Raw genomic sequence first — 19286 nt, 5'->3', positions numbered from 1 at the left:
TTCCAGGGCTGATTCAGGCGTTGGCGAGGGCTGCGTCCGCAGGCGCAGCCTCAGTTGCGGGTGCTGCTTCATTTCCGGTCGCTGCCGGTGCGGTCCGAACACCGGCGGCCGCATGTGCTGCGTTCGCTACCGCAGTGGCAACGTCGGCGGCCACGTGGGGATCGAACACGCTGGGGATAATGTAGCTCGCATTCAGTTCATCGTCAGCAACCCGGTTGGCGATCGCCTCGGCGGCGGCCACCAGCATTTCCGGCGTGATGTCCGATGCCCCGGCGTCCAGCAGCCCGCGGAAGAAGCCCGGGAAGGCCAGGACGTTGTTGATTTGGTTCGGGAAGTCGCTGCGGCCGGTGGCGACGACAGCCGCGTGCTTCGACGCCACTGTCGGGTCGATTTCCGGCGTCGGGTTGGCCATGGCGAAGACGATGGCGTCCTTGGCCATCGAGGCGACCTGTTCCTCGCCGATGACGTGGGGCGCGCTGACGCCGATGAAGACGTCGGCACCCTTGAGGGCCTCGTGCAGCGTGCCGGAGAAGCCCTCTTCGTTGGTGTTGGCGGCAATCCACGTGCGGTGTTCGTCGTCGTAATTCTCACCCGAGTGGATGGCGCCGGAGCGGCCGGCGGCGATGATGTGCTGCGCGCCCTGGGCCTTGAGGAGCTGGATGATCGCGGAGCCTGCGGCGCCGACGCCGGAGACCACGATGCGGACGTCCGCGAGCTTCTTGCCCACGACGCGGAGGGCGTTGACCAGGGCGGCCAGCGTGACGATTGCGGTGCCATGCTGGTCATCGTGGAAGACCGGGATGTCCAGTTCCTCGCGGAGCCGGTTCTCGATCTCGAAGCAGCGCGGTGCGGCGATGTCCTCGAGATTGACGCCGCCGTAGACCGGGGCGAGGGCCTTGACGATTTTGATGATTTCCTGGGTGTCCTGGGTGTCCAGGCAGACCGGCCACGCATCAACGTTGGCGAACTGCTTGAACAGCGCAGCCTTGCCCTCCATGACCGGAAGCGCGGCTGCGGGGCCGATGTTGCCGAGCCCCAGGACGGCAGAACCGTCGGTGACCACGGCGATCGTGTTCCGCTTGACCGTCAGGTTCCGGGCGGCGTCGGGGTTTTCGGCGATGGCAAGGCAGACGCGGGCGACGCCGGGGGTGTAGGCGCGGGAGAGGTCGTCCCGGTTGCGGAGCGCCACCTTCGGGACGACTTCCAGCTTGCCGCCGAGGTGCATCAGGAAGGTGCGGTCCGAGACGTTGCGGACGGTGACGCCGTCGAGCGCGTTGAGCGCATCCTTGACCCGGTCCGCGTGGTCCTGGTCGGTGGTGTTGCAGGTGACGTCGACAACCAGGGTCTCGTGGTGGGACTCGGTGACGTCGAGCGCGGTGATCGCTGCTCCGGCCGCACCGACGGCGGCTGCGAGCTCGCTGGTGGCCGTGAAGCTCGAGGGGGCCTCCACGCGCAGGGTGATTGAGTTTCCGGGGCTCGGGTTCGCCATTGAATGTCCTCCTGGTCGACGCCCATCGCGGGGATGGGCTCTTCAGCTGAATGTTTTCGTATTATGGATATTATTATCTACTTTATGGAAACACAAGCCCCTGGGGCTTCCATCGACGCAGCCCCGGGCCGTGCTGTATCTTTGGCTGTCTAAGCAACTTTTTTCACGATGCGGATAAGAGTTGTCGTATTCGAGGCAACAGGAGAGTGCTACATGGCTGAGAAGGCCACCGGAGGCGTGCAGTCCGTTGAGCGCGTCTTTGAACTTTTGGAACTGATCACCGACGCCGGCGGCGACGTGACGCTCAGCGAGCTCTCCTCTTCCACGGACCTGCCCCTGCCGACGATCCACCGGCTGCTGCGCACACTCGTGGCACTGGGATACATCCGGCAGCTGCCCAACCGCCGCTACGCCCTCGGCCCGCGGCTCATCCGGCTCGGCGAAGGCGCCAACAAGCAGCTCGGCGCCCTGGCGCGGCCGCAGCTGAAGTCCCTCGTGGACCGGCTGGGCGAGACGTCCAACATGGCCGTGCTGGACTCGGACATGGTGATCTACGTGGCGCAGGTGCCGTCGCTGCACTCGATGCGCATGTTCACCGAGGTGGGCCGCCGCGCGCACACCCACGACACCGGGGTGGGCAAGGCCATCCTGGCGCAGCTGGACGACGACGTGGTGCGCGGCATCGTGACCCGCACCGGCATGCCCACGCCCACGGCCAAGAGCATCGGCGACTTCGATTCCCTGATCGCGGACCTGAACCGGATCCGCGAACGCGGCTACTCCATCGACGAGGAGGAGCAGGAGCTCGGCGTGCGCTGCTTCGCCATGGCCGTGCCCAACGCCCCCACGCCCACCGCCATCTCCGTCTCCGGGCCGGTTTCCCGCGTGGACCAGGCCTTCGCTGACCGCGCCGTGCCGCTCCTTCGCGAAGCAGCCCAGGCCATCTCGGACGAACTCAACCAAAACTGACCTCCCGCCGTCGCTCCTTCAGGCACGTCGCCGCTCATTGAGCTTGTCGAAATCAAGGCTCGGTTTCGACGGGCTCAACCAGCGGGTGATCCGACACGCGTCAGCGCGAACGGACAGTTGAGGCCCTGCGATCCAGGGGGCCTCAACTGTCCGTTCGCGCTTAATGGCTTTGGCTAGTGCTCGGAGCTGGATGATGCCTGGATGGGGACTTCCTTGCCGTCGCAGTCGATCAGCTTCCCGCCTTCGAAGCGGTCACCGTCGGCCAGGCACTGCAGGTCCTCCTCCTTGACGACGCGCTCGGTGCCCGCCACGAACACGGACTGGTTCTCCGAATTGCCCGCCTTGAGGTGGTTGAACAGCAGGTTCAGCAGGATGGCCATGACCGCTGCCGAGCTGATGCCGGAGTGGAAGATGGTGCTGAACCAGGACGGGAACTGGTCGTAGAAGGCCGGTGCTGCGATGGGGATCATCCCGAAGCCGATGGACGCCGCCACGATGATCAGGTTCATGTTGTTCCGGTACTCCACCTTGGACAGCGTCCGGATGCCGCTGGCAGCAACCGTTCCAAAGAGTACGACGCCGGCACCGCCCAGGACGGGCGTCGGCACCGCCGCCACCACCCGGCCAAGGACCGGAAGCAGGCCGAGGATGACCAGGATGAGGCCGCCGGCGCTGACGACGAACCGGCTCTTGACGCCGGTGATGGCCACGAGGCCCACGTTCTGGGCGAAGGCGCTCTGGGTGAAGGAGTTGAACAGCGGGGAGATGGCGCTGGAGAGCATGTCAGCCCGCAGGCCGTCGCCGATCCGCTTGGAGTCGACCTTGGTGCCCACGATCTCGCCCACGGCAATGATGTCCGCGGAGGTCTCGGTGAGCGTCACCAGGATGACGATCAGCATGGAGATGATCGCTGCGATCTCAAACGTTGGCGGTCCGAAGGCGAACGGGGTGGGGAACGCGACGATCTCGCCCTGGCCCACCTTGGAGAAGTCGGCCATGCCGAAGGCGAAGGCGATGGCCGTGCCCAGAACCATGGCAAGCAGGATTGACAGCCGGGAGATGGCGGCGTTGCCCACCTTGCTCAGCAGCAGGACGATCGCCATGGTGGCGGCGGCCAGGCCGATGTTGGCCATGCTGCCGTAGTTGGGGGCCGCCTTGTTGCCGCCCATGGCCCAGTTGGCGGCCACCGGCATGAGCGTGAGGCCGATGGTGGTGATCACCGTGCCCGTGACAACAGGCGGGAAGAACTTGATGATCCTGGAGAACAGGGGCGTGATGAGGAGCCCGATCAGCGAGGCCGCAATCACCGAACCGAAGACCGCTTGGATTCCGCCGCCGCCGTGGACAATCGCCACCATGGTGGAGACGCCGGCGAAGGAGACGCCCTGGACGAGCGGGAGCTGCGAGCCGAAGAAGCGGATGCCGACGGTCTGGAGGATGGTGGCCAGACCGCCGACGAAGAGGCAGGCGGCGATCAGCAGGCCGATGTCCTGGGAGGACATTCCGGCCGCCGCGCCGATGATCAGGGGCGGTGCGATGATGCCGCCGTACATGGTGAGGACGTGCTGGAACCCGTAGGCGAAAGTGCTGCCGATTGAGAGGCGCTGATCTTCCGGGCGGGTTGCCGCTGGGCGGCTTTTCTTGGTGATGTTCATGGCAGACTTTCTTGGTTCATGGCAGACGCCTTCGTCTGGCTAACAATGTCTGGCTAACAGGTGCGGCAAACGTTTTTGGGGTGTGATTTCGACAGGCTCAATCACCGGTGGTTGAGCCTGTCGAAACCCCTGAGATTTCGACAGGCTCAACCGCTAGTTGGTGGTTATGGATTAGCAGAAGCCGGCGATGCCTGACCAGGCGGCGTCGGCTGCTTCGGCGTCGTCGCGCAGGACGGTGGCTTCGATGAGTCCGTACGGGCGGTCGGCCGCGTAGAAGACCTCGTTGGGGTTGTCGAGCCCGAACGGCGAGAGGTCCACGAGGAAGTGGTGCTTGTTGGGCATCGAGAACTTGATTTCCTCGATCTCGCTGTGGGCTCCCAGGACCTTCGCTCCCATGTCGAACAGGGTCTGCTGGAGGGCGTGCGAGTACTTCTCGGTGAAGCCCTCAAGCAGGAGGCTCTTGACGTCCTCGTAGCTCTTGTTGAAGTCCAGCGAGGTGAAATCCGTGCCGGACTTGAAGCGCCAACGGGCCGAGACGTCGGTGGCCAGGATGCGGTCGGTGGTCTCCGGCAGGGTGGTGTACTTGTCCTTCGGGTACCCGACGAAGCCGGACTGTGTGGACTTCAGGACGGTCAGGTCCTTGAGTCCGGAGATCAGGTGGGTGGCTGCACCGTCGCGGACCAGGACGGCGGTGCGGACTTCCTGGCCCTTGCGGACGAAGGAGTGGTCGTGCGCACTGCCGTGTGCCTGGATGCGTTCCCAGGCATAGGACTCGGCTTCCCAGCGACCGCCGGTGACCCAGTCGAAGCTGGAGGTGAAGTGCTCGCCGAGACGCAGCAGGAAAGCCTCCGGGGAGCCGACGCCTTCCCGGGCGAAGGCGTAGATGGTGTTCTTCTGGGTGTCGGTGGCCACCACGTGGGCGTTGTCGCCTTCGAGGTGGGCGGCTTCGAAGTCCCCGCGGAGCTGCGAGGTGAAGTTCAGGTCCTCGATCTCGTGGCGGTCGGTGTCGCGGGTGATCTTGACGACGCGGACTTCGGCCTTGCCGTACTGGTTGTGGCCGAGGACGATCTTGTTGCTCATGGTCTGTTCCCAACTTCCGGTATGTGGAACGAAAGTCCCACATAGAAATTAAGTGCGTGTTTCCCACGCATTTCCTGTGGCGTCGACCCAAACAAAAAATGAGCCGACATCAGTTGATGCCAGCTCATTACAACCCTGCCTGCTGCTCCCAGGTTACGTGACGTGCGCCACGAATTGACTTCCAGCGTAGCGCAGCATGCCGGTGGTGTACATCACCAATTTACAAAACCGATTGTGACCGGGGCGGTGCGAGACGGCCTGGCGGTGGGTCTTGACGCGCCGCCCCGCGCATCCGTAAGATTTCGCATATCAAAAACTAATTTCCGCTATACGAAACTCAAGGCGGAACAAGGCAAGAAACGAGGAGGAACAGATGGACTCGCAGGATCAGAACAACGTCGCGGAATTCCCGGCGCCCGGCCAGGAGCTGTACCTGCCGTTCGGCGCCACGGACCCTGACTTCTACATCCCGGCGGACTGCGACCGGCGCTCAGGCAGCCTGTCGCGGTGGCTGCGGGCGCTTCCGGTCTTCGGCAGACGGCCATAGCCGCAGTATTCGCCGCGCGACGCGCAAATGGTCCGGCGACACCCGCAGTCGGGTGTCGCCGGACCATTTCTGTGTCGCCGGTCCTTTTCTGCGTCCTCAGGCCGTCTGCGGCGAATCCGGACGGCCGGGCCACTCCTTGCCGGCCCACGGGTCATAGTCGGCGATGAGCTCCTCCTGGGGCGGACGCTCCGCCTCGGGGACATGCTGCAGGTTTACCCGCACCCGGTACCAGAGCGAACTCGACCCGCGCATTCCGTCGACCAGCACATCGGCCGGGTGCAGGGTGGGGACCACGTCCGCATGCCGGGACTTCCACTCGTCGAGCGCGGCGAGTGCCTCCGGCTTGGTTTTGGTGCGGGCCACCTCAATGAGCGGCATCACCGACTGCCGGCGGCCGGAGCCGTTGCCCCCGCGCGGTGCCTTCTCGGCGGGGCCGAGCTCGGCAGCCAGGGCGAGAAGCCCGTCAAGTGCTCCCACGGCGTCGTCTATGCCGGTGTGGGGGTCGCCCACCTCGGCGAAGCGCTCCAGCACTGTGGGCACCGTGAACTGTTCCGGCCGGGCGGAGCGGACCTCGTCCCAGGTGAGCGGCGTCGAGACCCGGGCGTCTGGCAAGGGCCGGATTGAGTACGCCGACGCCACGGTGCGGTCCTTCGCGTTCTGGTTGAAGTCGACGAACACACTCTCGCCGCGTTCCTCCTTCCACCACCGCGCGGTGGCAAGGCCGGGAGCGCGGTTTTCGACCTCCCGGGCGAGGGTTTCGGCAGCGAGCCGCACGTCGCGGTATGACCACCGCGGTGCGATCCGCACCAGAATGTGGAGTCCCCGCGACCCGCTCGTCTTCGGCCACCCCACGAGCCCGACGTCGTCGAGCACCTCCCGCGCGACATACGCGACGTCAACGATCTGCGACCAGTCGACCCCCGGCATCGGATCCAGGTCCACCCGGAGCTCGTCCGGGTGCTCGAGGTCCTCGGCGCGCACCGGATGAGGGTTGAGATCGAGGCAGCCAAGATTCACCACCCACGCCAGGCCCGCGGCATCCCGGATAACGGCCTCCTCCGCGGACGTCCCGGACGCGTAGTGCAGCGTCGTCGTGTCGATGAAGTCGGGGTGGTTGTCTGGCACGCGCTTTTGGAAGAAGGCCTCCGCGTCGATGCCCTTCGGGAAGCGCTTGAGCACCATCGGCCGGCCGCCTGCACCCCGGAGCGCGCCATCCGCGACGGCCAGGTAGTACCGCACCAGGTCGAGCTTCGTCAGCCCGGGCTCCGGGAACACCACCTTGTCCGGGCTCGAGATGCGGACCTCGGTGCCGGCAATGTCCAGGATCTCGGCCGGCGTCTTCGACGGAGTCATGCCGCCACGCTAGCAGCTGGCCAACCTCATCGGAATGACGGTGCCTCAGCCGTTCACGAGCCGCCGCGCCGCCGCCGAATGCTCCGCAACCAGGCCGGGCACATCCAGTCCCGGAATCCCACCGTCCACCACGCGCCACTCGCCGCCCACCATCACGCGGTCCGCGCGGTCGGCGGCGCACAATAGTAGGGCGGCGAGGGGATCGTGGCTGCCCGAGAACCGCAGCTCGTCCAGCCGGAACAGGGCCAGGTCCGCCTGCATGCCGCGCGCCAGCTGGCCCAGGTCAGGCCGCCCCAGTACCGCCGCCGATCCGCGCGTGGCCCAGCCCAGCGCCCGCTCCACCGGAACGTGCGCGCCGTAGCGGAGCCGCTGCAGGTATAGCGCCTGCCGGGCCTCGAGAATCATGTTGGAGGCATCGTTCGACGCCGATCCGTCCACTCCCAGCCCCACGGGCACGCCCGCTTCCTCCAGTTCGAGCACTCGGGCGGTGCCGGACGCGAGGCGCATGTTCGACGTCGGGCAATGGGCGACGGCGGTTCCCGCCGCTCCCAGCCGGGCGATTTCAGCGTCACTGAAATGGATGCCGTGGCCCAGCCAAGTCCTGTCCGTCAGCCAGCCCACGCTGTCCAGGTAGTCCACGGTGCGCAGCCCGAACGTCTCGAGGCAGAATTGCTCCTCGTCGAGGGTCTCCGCGAGGTGCGTGTGCAGCCGGACGTCGTGCCGGTCCGCCAGCGCCGCGCTCTCGGCCATGATCTCCTTGGTGACGGAAAACGGCGAGCAGGGCGCCAGCGCAATCTGGATCACCGCACCGTCGCCTCGCTGGTGGTACTCGCGGATCAGCCGCTCACTGTCCGCCAGCACCGCCTCCGGCGTCTGCACCGTGGACTGCGGCGGCAGCCCGCCGTCGTCCTTTCCCAGCGTCATGGAGCCGCGGGTCAGCGTGGCCCGCATACCGAGGCGCCGGACGGCGCCGATTTCGACGTCGATCGCGTCCTCCATCCCCGCGGGGAAGAGGTAGTGGTGGTCGGCGGCGGTGGTGCAGCCGGAGAGCAGTAGCTCGGCAAGGGCCACGGTGGCCGCGAGTTCAAGGTCCCGCGGGGTCAGCCTGGCCCAGACAGGGTAGAGGTTCTGAAGCCAGGGGAACAAGGGGGCGTTGGCCACCGGACCCCAGGCGCGGGTGAGCGTCTGGTAGAAGTGGTGATGGGAGTTGATCAGGCCGGGGAGCACAACATGGCTTCCGGCGTCGAAGGTCTGCCCGCAGGGTGCGGATGGCGTCTGTCCGGCGCCAAGCACCTCCACAATCTTGCCGCCGCTTACCACCAGGCCGCCCGAGGCGTCGAGCCGGTTGGCGGTGAAGGCAGCCAGCGGGTTCCGGATCCAGAGCCGGGATTCGGCAGCCGGCGCCGGTGACCGAAGGCTTGGTAACGGAAGGTTCGTCGACGGAGAGTCAAAGGGGTGGGTCATGAGGGTCCTTGTCTGAGCGTGCTGATACTTTCCAGCTCAGTGGTCCTGTCTGCTGATCCAGGGGACCTGCTGCCCGACGGCGGCAGGTCGGCACCAGCGTAGGGCGGCTGCAGGAGGACGGTCAATGGCCGCGCTTTGTGACAGCTCCGCCTGCCACCGGAGGAAGCAGCGGGCTGTGAGGCGCCGGCAACATGCATTTCACATTGCGAAATTAAGTTTCCAGAAAACTATGGCGCGGACCACATTCCGGTGCTAATCTCGATTTTGCCAAAGGCGGGCACCCGGGACTCCGGGGAAGCTATCTACCAGGCGCAACTTAACCTTCAAAAGCACATGCTGAAGCCTGGTAACCGTCGCACTTGGTCCTTTCCGTTCCGTCGCGGGGTACGGGCTTCCACAGCAAAGGGAGTCGCATCATGAGTACCACCGTCACGGCCGAGGCATTCCTGGCCAGGTCCATCCGGTTGGCAACCGCCAACGTCCTGAACAGCGGCGGCCCGTTCGGCGCCGTGATCGTCACCGCCGACGGTCAGGCGTTCGACGGCGTCAACCGGGTCACCGCCGACAACGATCCCACCGCCCACGCCGAGGTCACCGCCATCCGCCGCGCATGCAGCGGGCTGGGCACCTTCGACCTCCGCGGGGCCACCCTCTACAGCAGCTGCGAGCCGTGCCCCATGTGCCTCGCCTCGGCGCTCTGGGCCCGCATCGACCGGGTTGTCTTCGCCGCCGACCGGCACGACGCCGCCTCCGTAGGCTTCGACGACGCCGTCTTCTACGAGTACTTCGACAACGAGGACCGCCACGCCCTGATGCCGGTCTCCAAGCTGGAGCTCGGCCACCCCGAAGCCCCGGCCATCCTGGAACCGTTCAACACCTGGAACACGCTCGACTCCAGGATTGACTACTAGGGCCCGGTGGCTGACATGACAATCCTGGACAATACCGCTGAACAGCAGGCTGCGCTTCCGGGTGCAGGGCAGGCAGCGGCACCCGAAAAGAACCCGGCCACCGGCAAAACGCAGCGGGGCAACGGCCCCAAGCCCCCGGCGTCGAACTCGTTCCTTGACCGCTTCTTCCACATCACCCGGCGCGGTTCCACCGTGGCCCGGGAGGTGCGGGGCGGGCTGGTCACCTTCTTCACGATGGCCTACATCGTCATCCTGAATCCGCTGATCCTGGGCGGCTTCAGCGCGGACAACGCCCCGACGGACGTCGCCGGCGGCTGGCTTTCCGCGGCGCAGGTGGGCGCAGTCACCGGCCTGACAGCCGGCGTCATGACCATCGCGTTCGGCCTGATCGCCAACCTGCCGTTCGGCCTGGCCGCGGGACTGGGCATCAACTCCTTCCTCGCGGTGGCGGTGATCCAGGAGGTCACCTGGGCCGAGGCCATGGGCCTGGTGGTCATCAACGGCATCCTGATCGTCCTGTTTGGTGTCACCGGCGCGCGGACCGCGATTTTCCGGGCCGTGCCCAAGGAACTGAAGGCCGCCATCACGGTGGGCATCGGCCTGTTCATCGCCTTCATCGGCTTCGTGGACTCGGGCTTCGTCAAGGCCACCGCCGGCGGACCTCCGGTCCAGCTCGGCGACAACGGCTCCATCACCTCCATCCCCACCATGGTGTTCATTGTGGGCCTGCTGGTCATGGGCATCCTGGTGGCACGGAAGGTCCAGGGCGGCCTGCTCATCGGCATCGTGGCCACCACGGCTCTGGCGGCCGTCGTCGAGGCATTCCTGCACATCGGCCCCGCCAGCGAAACCAACCCGGGCGGCTGGCACCTGAACACGCCGGTGCTGTCGGGCCATCTGGTCTCTGCGCCGGATCTTGGCCTGGTGGGTCAGTTCGACCTGTTCGGTGCCTTTGGCCGGATCGGCGGCCTGGCCGCGACGATGCTGGTGTTCACGCTGGTCTTCACCAACTTCTTCGACGCCATGGGCACCATGACCGGGCTGGCGAAGAGCGCGGGAGTGGCCCACAAGGACGGCACGTTCCCCCGGCTCAAGTCCGCCTTCATCGTCGAAGGTGTGGGCGCGGTGATGGGCGGCGCGACGTCGGGTTCCTCCAACACCGTGTACATCGACTCCGCTGCGGGGATCGGTGAGGGGGCGCGCACCGGGCTGGCCTCGGTGGTCACCGGAGCGCTGTTCCTGGGGTCCATGTTCCTCACCCCGCTCACCAGCGTGGTGCCGCTCGAGGTGGCAGCCGCCGCCCTGGTCGTGGTGGGCGCGATGATGATGGCGCAGATCCGCGAGATCAAGTTCACCAAGTTCGCGGTGGCACTGCCGGCCTTCCTGACCATCGTCACCATGCCGCTGAGCTACTCGATCGCCAATGGCATCGGCGTGGGCTTCGTGAGCTGGGCGGTAATCGGCGCGGCCTCGGGCAAGGCGAAGAAGATCCACCCGCTGATGTGGGTGGTGACCGCGGGCTTCGTGGTCTACTTCGCGCGGGGTCCCGTCAGCGCACTGCTCGGGGCGTAAAAATGCCCCGCGACGCGCAAACGGCCGGAGGACACGGGAATCCGCGCATCCTCCGGACCGTTTGCGCGTCGCTGGGCCGGACCGGCGTCGAACGCTTTCAACTACCAAGAATAGGAACGAGAATGGGCACCATCGCACGGGAAGAGGGAGTGCTGCCATGCTGGATCTGATGCCTTCTCTGGCCGGCTGGCGCCCGGCGGCCTCCGGGGAACGGTGCGCCGTCGCCACCATCATCACCGCCAGCGGCTCCGTGCCGCGGCCGCCCGGGACCTCCATGCTGGTGTCCGAATCCGGCGAGATACTCGGCAGCCTTTCCGGCGGCTGTGTTGAAGCGGCCGTGGTTGCCTCGGCGCTGGAAGTGATGGCCGACGGCGGCACCCGCCTTGAGGCGTTCGGCTTCAGCAGCGAGGACGCATTTGCCGTCGGGCTCACCTGCGGCGGTGAGCTGGAGATCCATATCCAGCCCCTGGACGGCAGCGCCGCCGGGCTCGGGGACCTCCGCAGGTTTGCTGCCGGGGACCCCGAACGGCCTCTGGCGCTGATCCGGCGCATCGACGGCGTGTCCGGCAGGAGCGTGTACGGCAGGACCGTGCCCCGCAGTCCGTTGGGGGCTGCCGGAACTCAGGAAGCCGGAACAGCGGAAGCCGGAACAGAGGGGACGGCGGGCACTCAGCCGCCTTCCGTCGTCGTGGTTCCGGATCCCGGCGCCTTTGAGGTCGCGGGATCGGCTGAGTTCGCGGCCCTGCTGGGGCTGGACGCTTTGCATCTGGACGCTTTGAATCTGGACCCTGGGGCCAGACGGGAAGCACTCCTGGCGGCCGCGGCCCAGCTCGAACCGCTGCTGCGCGGCGGCCGGACAGGGCTGGTCCGGCTGGCGCCGCCGCAGGGCCGCGGCGTTTCCGGCAGGGGCACCCACGGTACTGATGGCGGGGTGGCGTCGCCCGAGCCCGTGACGCTGCTGGTGGAGAGCCGCCTGCCGCAGGCCCGGCTGCTGGTGTTTGGCGCCAACGACTTCGGCGCGGCGCTGGTGCCGGCCGCGAAGCTGCTCGGCTACCGTGTCACGCTCTGCGACGCCCGGCCGGCATTCGCAGCGCAGGAGCGTTTCGCCGCCGCGGACGAGGTGGCTACCGACTGGCCGCACCGGTACCTCGCCGCGGAAGCCGCCGCTGGCCGGGTCGACTCCCGCACGGTCATCTGCGTCCTCACCCATGACCCCAAGTTCGACATTCCCTTGCTGCAGGAAGCCCTGGCCCTTGATGTTGCCTTCGTCGGCGCCCTGGGCTCCCGACGCAGCCACCGGCAGCGCATCGACGGGCTGCTCGAGGCCGGCGTGGCACCGGAGCGGTTGGCACGGCTGCATTCGCCGATCGGCCTGGATCTCGGTGCCGTCACACCGGCGGAAGTGGCCGTCTCCATCACCGCGGAGCTGATCGCGGCGCGCAGCGGTTCCGTCGCCTGCACTCCATTGCGGGACGGCACCGGACCCATCCATTCCCTTCCCGCCGCCGGGCGCGCCAGTGCGGAACCGGCGGCCAGTGCGGAACCGGCGGCCTGTGCAGAACCGGCCGCCAGTGCAGAACCGGCATTCAGTAAAGAACAGGCACCCCAGGAGATCGCATGGACATGAACACCATCGAGGCGGTGGTCCGCACCACCGACCCCGCCGACTGGCGCGACGGCGACGCCTGGCTGGCAGGAGGCACCGTCCTCTTTTCCTACGGCAGCACAGCCTTCGGGCCCGAGCCGCTGCGGCGCCTGCTGGACCTCGGCTCCGCCGGCTGGCAGCCCGTCACCGTGACTGCGGACGGCATCGAGCTCGCCGCCACCTGCACTGTCGCCGAACTGTACGCCCTCCCCGAGACGCTCTTCCGCGCGGGACTCACCGGCCACGCGTCGGAAGCAGAACCGAATGCGCAGGACTGGCCTGGTCTGGGAGCTGATCCGGCCCTGCTGCGACTCCTTCGTGGCGTCCTTCAAGGTCTGGAACATGTCCACCGTGGGCGGCAACCTGTGCACATCCCTGCCGGCCGGCCCCATGATCTCGCTGTGCGCAGGACTGGACGGCACGGCCACGGTCCTCGGCCCGGGAGGCTCCCGCCGGGAGCTGCCGGTGGCCGACTTCATCACCGGGGACGGGCAAAACGCGCTGGCACCGGGCGAGCTGCTCCGCAGCGTCAGCCTGCCGGCGTCGGCCCTGTCCTCCCGGGTGGCGTTCCGCCGGCTTTCGCTGAGCAACCTCGGCAGGTCGGGGGTGCTGCTGATCGGAAGGCTCGACGGCGGCGGCCGGTTCACGCTCACCGTCACCGCAGCGACCAAACGGCCCGTGCAGCTCCGGTTCAGTTCCTTGCCGGACGCGCCTGAGCTGGCGGACGGACTCGGGGCCGCCATCCCGGCAGGCTTGTACCACGACGATATCCACGGGCTGCCCGCGTGGCGCCGCGACATGACGCACCGCCTGGCGGAGGAAATCCGGCTAGAACTTGGCTTGCCGGCCGGAGCGCCGGCGGCGGTGTCCGGGGACTTCTGGCCGCCGCAGCAGACACAGCAGCAGCAGACACCGGCGCAGCAGGCACAGCAGCAGCAGACCCGGCAGACGAAGAGAGGGGCCTGAGCATGGCCATGGAAATCAACGGCGCGCCGGTGCAGGCGCAGCCGCGGCCCGGCCAGTGCCTGCGCACGTTCCTCCGGGAGCAGGGCAACTTCGGCGTGAAGAAGGGCTGCGACGGCGGCGACTGCGGTGCCTGCACCGTGCACGTGGACGGCACCCCGGTGCACAGCTGCATCTACCCTGCCGTGCGCGCGGAGGGCCACGCCGTCACGACGATCGAAGGCCTCGCAGCCACGAACCCGGGAGCTGACCTGCACCCGGTGCAGCAGCAGTTCCTGGACCGCCAGGGCTTCCAGTGCGGCTTCTGCACCGCGGGCATGGTGATGACGGCCGCCACGTTCGACGACGCGCAGAAGGAAAACCTGCCGCGCAACCTCAAGGGCAACCTGTGCCGGTGCACCGGATACCGGGCCATCGCGGACGCCGTCTGCGGCCACCAAGGACACCCGGCCCCGGAAGGCCCCGGCTCGGGGATCGCCGGCGAGGGACAGCCCGCCCCGGAACCCGGCCGGCTGGGGGACGACGTCCCGGCCCCCGCCAGCCTCGCGGTGGTTACGGGGCAGGCGCGCTACACGCTGGACGTCCCGGCCGAGGCGCTGCCCGGCCTGCTGCATATGAAGCTCGTGCGTTCACCGCATGCGCACGCGCGCGTCGTGTCCATCGACACCGCGGCGGCCATGGAGGTGCCGGGAGTGGTGGCCGTGCTCACCGCCGAGGACGCCCCGGACCAGCTGTATTCCAGCGCCCAGCACGAGCTCTACACCGATGACCCCGACGACACCCGGCTGCTGGACACCGTGGTGAGGTTCCGCGGGCAGCGGGTGGCCGCCGTCGTCGCGGAATCGGTGGGGGCCGCGGAAGCCGGCGTTCGCGCTGTCCGCGTCGAGTATGAGGAACTGCCCGCGGTGTTCACCCCGCAGGACGCCATCCGGCCCGGCGCGCCCGCCCTGCACGGGGACAAGGACGCCGGCGCGGCGCGGATCGCCCAGCCGGGGCGGAACATCGTGGCCGAGCTGCACTCCGAGCTTGGCAGCGTCAGCGACGGCTTCGCGGCCGCCGACTTCATCCATGAGCAGACCTACCGCACCCAGCGGGTCCAGCACGTCGCGCTGGAAACCCATGCCGCCATCGCCTCGGTGGACGACGACGGCAGGCTGCAGGTGCGCACGTCCAGCCAGGTTCCGTTCCTGGTGCGCCGCACGCTCTGCCGCGTGTTCGGGCTGCCGGAGGACCAGGTCCACGTGGTGGCGGGCCGGGTTGGCGGCGGTTTCGGCGGCAAACAGGAGGTGCTGACGGAGGACATCGCCGCGCTCGCGGCCATGAAACTGCGGCGCCCCGTGCAGCTGGAGTTCACCCGGACCGAGCAGTTCACCGCCAGCACCACGCGGCACCCGTTCACCATCAAACTCAAGGCGGGCGCCAGCAGCGACGGCCGGCTCACGGCGCTGCAGCTGGACGTCCTCACGAACACGGGCGCCTATGGCAACCACGCCCCCGGGGTCATGTTCCATGGCTGCAGCGAATCCCTGGCCGTCTACAAATGCGCCAACAAGAAGGTCGACGCGCAGGCCGTCTACACGAACACCGTGCCGTCCGGCGCCTTCCGCGGTTACGGGCTCAGCCAGATGATCTTTGCCATCGAATCGGCCATCGACGAACTGGCCGCGGGCATTGGCATGGACCCGCTGGAGTTCCGCAGCCGCAACATGGTCCGCGAGGGCGACGACATGCTCTCCACCCATTCCGAACCCGAAGAGGACGTCCACTACGGCAGCTACGGGCTGGACCAGTGCACGCGCCTGGTGCAGGACGCGCTGGAACGCGGCCGCGAACGCTACCGGTCCGCCGGCCTTGACGACCTTGGCCCGGACTGGGTCACAGGGGAGGGTACCGCCCTGTCCATGATCGACACCGTTCCGCCGCGGGGCCACTTCGCCCACTCGAAGCTCCGGCTCCTGGCCGACGGAACGTACGCCGCCGACGTCGGAACCGCGGAATTCGGCAACGGCACTACCACCGTGCACGCACAGCTGGCGGCGACGGCGCTGTCCACCGTGGCCGCGCGGGTCGCCGTCCGGCAGTCCGACACGGACCTGATCGAGCATGACACCGGCGCCTTCGGCTCGGCCGGCACGGTCGTGGCCGGCAAGGCCACACTTGCCGCCGCCGAGGAACTGGCCGTCCGGATCCGGGCGTTCGCCGCCGGCGTCCGGCAGATCCAGGCCTCCGGATGCGTGCTCGACGGCGACGCCGTCGTCTGCGAGGGAACCCGGGTGCCGCTTACTGAACTGTTCGACGCCGCCCGGCAGGCCGGCGTCGAACTCGAGGCCGAGGGGCGCTGGGGCGGCACACCGCGCTCGGTGGCCTTCAACGTCCACGGTTTCCGCGTGGCCGTGAACACCGGGACCGGTGAGCTGCGGATCCTGCAGAGCGTGCAGGCGGCGGACGCCGGCGTCGTGGTGAACCCGCGGCAGTGCCGCGGTCAAATCGAGGGCGGCATCGCCCAGGCCCTGGGCGCCGCCCTCTACGAGGAAGTCCGGGTGGACGACGCCGGTAGGGTCACCACGGACATCCTCCGGCAGTACCACATCCCGTCCTTCGCCGACGTTCCGCGCAGCGAGGTGTACTTCGCCGACACCAACGATGCGATGGGACCGCTCGGGGCCAAGTCCATGAGCGAAAGCCCCTTCAACCCCGTGGCGCCGGCGCTCGCCAACGCCATCCGGAATGCCACCGGCGTCCGGTTCGCCGAGCTGCCGATCGCCCGGGACAAGATCTACCTGGGGCTGAAGGCGGCGGGACTCGTTCCCGACGGCGTTCCCGCAGGCGGAGTTCCCGCAGACGGCGTTCCCGCAGGTCCAGGCAACGCGGAGTCACTTTGCGCCCCATGAACCGCAAGGGAGGGCGCGAAGTGACCCCGCGCGGCGTCGGCAACATATAGTCGGGGGATGGAACAGCGCATCTTAGGCAAGACCGGACGGAACGTTTCAGTCGTTGGACTGGGGACTTGGCAGCTCGGCGCGGACTGGGGCAACGTTGACCCGGCGCAGGCGCAGGCCATTCTCGCGGCCTCGGCGGAGGCCGGCGTGACCTTCTTCGACACGGCGGACGTCTACGGGGACGGCCGCAGCGAGCAGGCCATTGGAGCGTTCCTCGCCGACAACCCCAGCTTGGGCATCACGGTGGCCACGAAGATGGGCCGCCGGCTGGAGCAGCGTCCGGAAAACTACAACCTCGCAAACTTCCGCGAATGGGTGGACCGGTCGCGCCGCAACCTGCGCACCGATGTTCTGGACCTGGTCCAGCTGCACTGCCCGCCCACCGCTGTATACAGCCGTGCCGAGGTCTACGACGCCCTGGACACCCTCGTTGCCGAGGGTGCCGTTCGGAACTACGGCGTCAGCGTGGAGCGGACCGACGAAGCCCTCGAAGCCCTGCGGCACGAGGGCACGGCGTCCGTGCAGATCATCCTGAACGCCTTCCGGCTCAAGCCGCTGGAGGAGGTGCTCCCCGCCGCGAAGGCCGCGGGCGTGGGCATCATTGCCCGGGTTCCGCTCGCCTCCGGCCTGCTGTCCGGGAAGTACACCAAGGAAACCACGTTTGCGCAGGACGACCACCGCAACTACAACCGCGCCGGGAACGCCTTCGACGTCGGAGAGACCTTCTCCGGGGTGGACTACGAGCTGGGGCTCAAAGCCGTGGCCGAGTTCGAACAGCTGGTACCGGAGGGCGCCGGTACCGCGCAGGCTGCGATCGCGTGGGTCGCCGCGCAGGACGGCGTCACGTCCGTCATTCCCGGTGCCCGTTCCGTGGAGCAGGCCAGGGCCAACGCCGCCGCGGCCGCCACAGTACTCGGCCCGGAGTTCGACGAAGGCGTGCGCTGGATCTATGACCACTACTTCCGCGGGGCTGTCCACCCCCGCTGGTAAAGCATGACCCCATTGCCGATCGAAGACTTCATTGACCGGCTGGCCGCCGTCGAAACCGGCCCGGCCTGCACCAACTTCTTCGACCACTCGATTCCCGCCAATGCCCTGCGCCGGCAAAACCTGCTGGCCTATCTCAGCGACATGCTGGACCGGGCCCCGAAGGTGCTGCTGGTGGGGGAGGCGCCGGGCTTCCGGGGCATGCGGATCACGGGGGTCCCGTTCACCAACCGCACCATGTTCCAGGGGCCGGCCAATCCCTTCGGACTGTTCGGTTCCGGGAAAGGGTACGTGCTGCCGCCGGAGGCGGCCGGCGTCGCCGCCGAGCCGACGGCCACGGTGATGTGGGATGTCCTGGCCGAGCTCGGCTTCCTCCCTTTGCTCTGGAGCGCATGCCCTTGGCATACGCACCTGCCGGGACGGCCGCTGTCCAACCGCACGCCCACACCCGCGGAAGCGGCGCTGGGCACCCCGTTCTGGCAGGCCCTGACGGGGATCTTTCCCATCGAAACCGTGGTGGCCGTGGGGAACGTTGCACACACCAGCCTCCGCCGCAGTGGCCTGGATGTGCCTAAAGTCAGGCATCCGGCCCACGGCGGGAGGGCCCGCTTCAAGCAGGGACTGCACGAACTTCTTGCGGCGGGGATGGTTCAGTAACTGCCGGCCGCGCAGCCCTCGCCCGCCGCTGACCTAGCCGAGCAGGTGCAGTTGGTCCGGGGTGTCGAGGTCTTCGCCGCCGGACTGGCCTGAACCGGGTGGCGGCGTGCAGTCCACCAGGTCGATCAGTTCCGGGTGGGCCTGCAGGAAGAACCGGGCACCGGCGTCTCCGGCCGCCGACGCCACAGCTTTCGCGCGCAGGGTGGCGTCGAGCAGCAGCGGGTGGCCGCGCCGGAGCTTGCCGGAAGCATCGGCGTAGGCTGCGGCCGTCACCCGGCCCGGCCGGTGTGCCCGCAACAGCCGGGCGACGGTTTCCGCTGTCAGCCCGGGCTGGTCCACGAGCGCCACCAGCACATGGTCTTCCGGGGGTGCACGGTCCAGTCCCGCCTGGAACGAACTTCCCATTCCGCCGGTCCACTCCGGGTTCTCCACCACGGTGTGCCGGGCCAGGTCGGTCCGCGCGCGGACGTCCGCGGCGCCCGCGCCGAGCACCACCACCACCTCCCGGCAGCCGCCGTCGAGCAGCACGTCCGCCAGGACCTCCACGAGGGTGCGGCCGCGGAACGGAAGCAGCGCCTTGGGGCCGCGGCCCAGACGGGTACCGGCACCCGCCGCCAGCAGCACGCCCGTGGTCCGGGGAAGGGGGGAGGCGGTCATGGAATCACCCTAGGCCATGCCGGACCCGGCGCCCGGACCGGACGTCCGGTCCGGATGCGGCGGAATGCTACCCGGTAGTAGGGGTGGTTCGTCCAGTGAATGGCGGCTAACGTCGGATATGTCGTGTTGGCAATTGGGGGTCGTAATGGCGGCTGCAACGGTGCAGCTGGCGGAAGGAGCGTATATGGCAGGTTCATTCGTAATCGAGACGGCGGGCGCGGGACAGTACCGGTTCAGGCTGACGGCAGACGACGGAACCGTGGTTGCGGTTTCGCCCAGCTTTCCCAATATCAAGGCAGTTGCCGCGGGGATCACGGCAGTCCGGGAGAGCGCAGCAACTGGCTTCGTCGTCGACCGCAGGCGTCCCTGAACTAATCAAGCCCGACGGCGGCCCCCAC

At 68.0% G+C, this 19286-nt stretch carries 15 protein-coding genes and 1 pseudogene; 10 read left to right on the top strand and 6 right to left on the bottom strand.

Annotated features, from left to right (window positions below):
* Positions 1–13 precede the first annotated feature (13 nt).
* Positions 14–1489, bottom strand: a complete 1476-nt coding sequence (locus QF036_RS21600; protein WP_307105183.1) for an NAD-dependent malic enzyme — start codon at positions 1487–1489, stop codon at positions 14–16.
* 213 nt (positions 1490–1702) lie between these two features.
* Between QF036_RS21600 and QF036_RS21595 the strand changes: the two genes are divergently transcribed.
* Positions 1703–2458 carry an IclR family transcriptional regulator gene (locus QF036_RS21595; RefSeq protein WP_003806337.1) on the top strand — a complete coding sequence of 252 codons (756 nt, stop codon included), beginning with the start codon at positions 1703–1705 and terminating at the stop codon, positions 2456–2458.
* Positions 2459–2631: 173 nt separating this feature from the next.
* Here the strand turns inward: QF036_RS21595 and QF036_RS21590 are convergent, their stop codons facing one another.
* Both QF036_RS21590 and pucL read right to left on the bottom strand, forming a co-directional pair.
* The gene (locus QF036_RS21590; protein WP_307105179.1) at positions 2632–4113 is read right to left on the bottom strand and encodes a nucleobase:cation symporter-2 family protein; all 1482 of its coding nucleotides are present in this window, start codon (positions 4111–4113) and stop codon (positions 2632–2634) included.
* Between the two features lie 171 nt (positions 4114–4284).
* Positions 4285–5193 carry a factor-independent urate hydroxylase gene (pucL, locus tag QF036_RS21585; protein ID WP_307105178.1) on the bottom strand — a complete coding sequence of 303 codons (909 nt, stop codon included), beginning with the start codon at positions 5191–5193 and terminating at the stop codon, positions 4285–4287.
* 373 nt (positions 5194–5566) lie between these two features.
* Between pucL and QF036_RS21580 the strand changes: the two genes are divergently transcribed.
* Positions 5567–5740: a hypothetical protein gene (locus QF036_RS21580; protein ID WP_172411654.1), complete on the top strand. Its 174-nt coding sequence runs from the start codon at positions 5567–5569 to the stop codon at positions 5738–5740.
* A 96-nt stretch (positions 5741–5836) separates the two neighbouring features.
* Here the strand turns inward: QF036_RS21580 and ligD are convergent, their stop codons facing one another.
* Entirely contained in the window at positions 5837–7093 is a 1257-nt protein-coding gene (gene ligD / locus QF036_RS21575) for a non-homologous end-joining DNA ligase (protein ID WP_307105176.1), read from the bottom strand.
* 45 nt (positions 7094–7138) lie between these two features.
* Complete coding sequence (locus QF036_RS21570) at positions 7139–8557, bottom strand: 8-oxoguanine deaminase (RefSeq protein WP_307105175.1); 1419 nt, start codon at positions 8555–8557, stop codon at positions 7139–7141.
* 416 nt (positions 8558–8973) lie between these two features.
* Between QF036_RS21570 and QF036_RS21565 the strand changes: the two genes are divergently transcribed.
* The 7 genes and pseudogenes from QF036_RS21565 to QF036_RS21535 all read left to right on the top strand — a co-directional run bounded on the left by QF036_RS21565 (position 8974) and on the right by QF036_RS21535 (position 18231).
* Positions 8974–9468, top strand: a complete 495-nt coding sequence (locus tag QF036_RS21565) for a nucleoside deaminase (RefSeq protein WP_003806330.1) — start codon at positions 8974–8976, stop codon at positions 9466–9468.
* 15 nt (positions 9469–9483) lie between these two features.
* Entirely contained in the window at positions 9484–11040 is a 1557-nt protein-coding gene (locus QF036_RS21560; RefSeq protein WP_307105173.1) for an NCS2 family permease, read from the top strand.
* A gap of 157 nt (positions 11041–11197) precedes the next feature.
* Positions 11198–12667 (top strand): XdhC family protein, encoded by a 1470-nt coding sequence (locus tag QF036_RS21555; protein ID WP_307105171.1) that lies wholly within the window; start codon positions 11198–11200, stop codon positions 12665–12667.
* Positions 12658–13651 (top strand): annotated as a pseudogene (locus QF036_RS21550) (FAD binding domain-containing protein). Before QF036_RS21555 ends, QF036_RS21550 begins: the two are co-directional and overlap by 10 nt.
* Positions 13652–13653: 2 nt before the next feature.
* Entirely contained in the window at positions 13654–16539 is a 2886-nt protein-coding gene (locus QF036_RS21545) for a molybdopterin-dependent oxidoreductase (protein WP_307105169.1), read from the top strand.
* 57 nt (positions 16540–16596) lie between these two features.
* Entirely contained in the window at positions 16597–17577 is a 981-nt protein-coding gene (locus QF036_RS21540) for an aldo/keto reductase (RefSeq protein ID WP_307105167.1), read from the top strand.
* Between the two features lie 3 nt (positions 17578–17580).
* On the top strand, positions 17581–18231 hold the full coding sequence (locus tag QF036_RS21535) for a uracil-DNA glycosylase (RefSeq protein WP_307105165.1): 651 nt from the start codon (positions 17581–17583) through the stop codon (positions 18229–18231).
* 33 nt (positions 18232–18264) lie between these two features.
* Here the strand turns inward: QF036_RS21535 and nboR are convergent, their stop codons facing one another.
* Positions 18265–18888: a nicotine blue oxidoreductase gene (gene nboR, locus QF036_RS21530; RefSeq protein ID WP_307105163.1), complete on the bottom strand. Its 624-nt coding sequence runs from the start codon at positions 18886–18888 to the stop codon at positions 18265–18267.
* Positions 18889–19072: 184 nt separating this feature from the next.
* On the opposite strand from nboR, the gene QF036_RS21525 reads away from it, so the two are divergent.
* On the top strand, positions 19073–19258 hold the full coding sequence (locus tag QF036_RS21525) for a YegP family protein (protein WP_307105162.1): 186 nt from the start codon (positions 19073–19075) through the stop codon (positions 19256–19258).
* The last annotated feature ends 28 nt before the right edge of the window (positions 19259–19286 follow it).

This window comes from Arthrobacter globiformis, assembly GCF_030817195.1.
Classification (GTDB): Bacteria; Actinomycetota; Actinomycetes; order Actinomycetales; family Micrococcaceae; genus Arthrobacter; species Arthrobacter globiformis_D.
The sequence above is the reverse complement of the archived record's forward strand: the minus strand, read 5'-3'. Positions and strand labels throughout refer to the sequence as shown.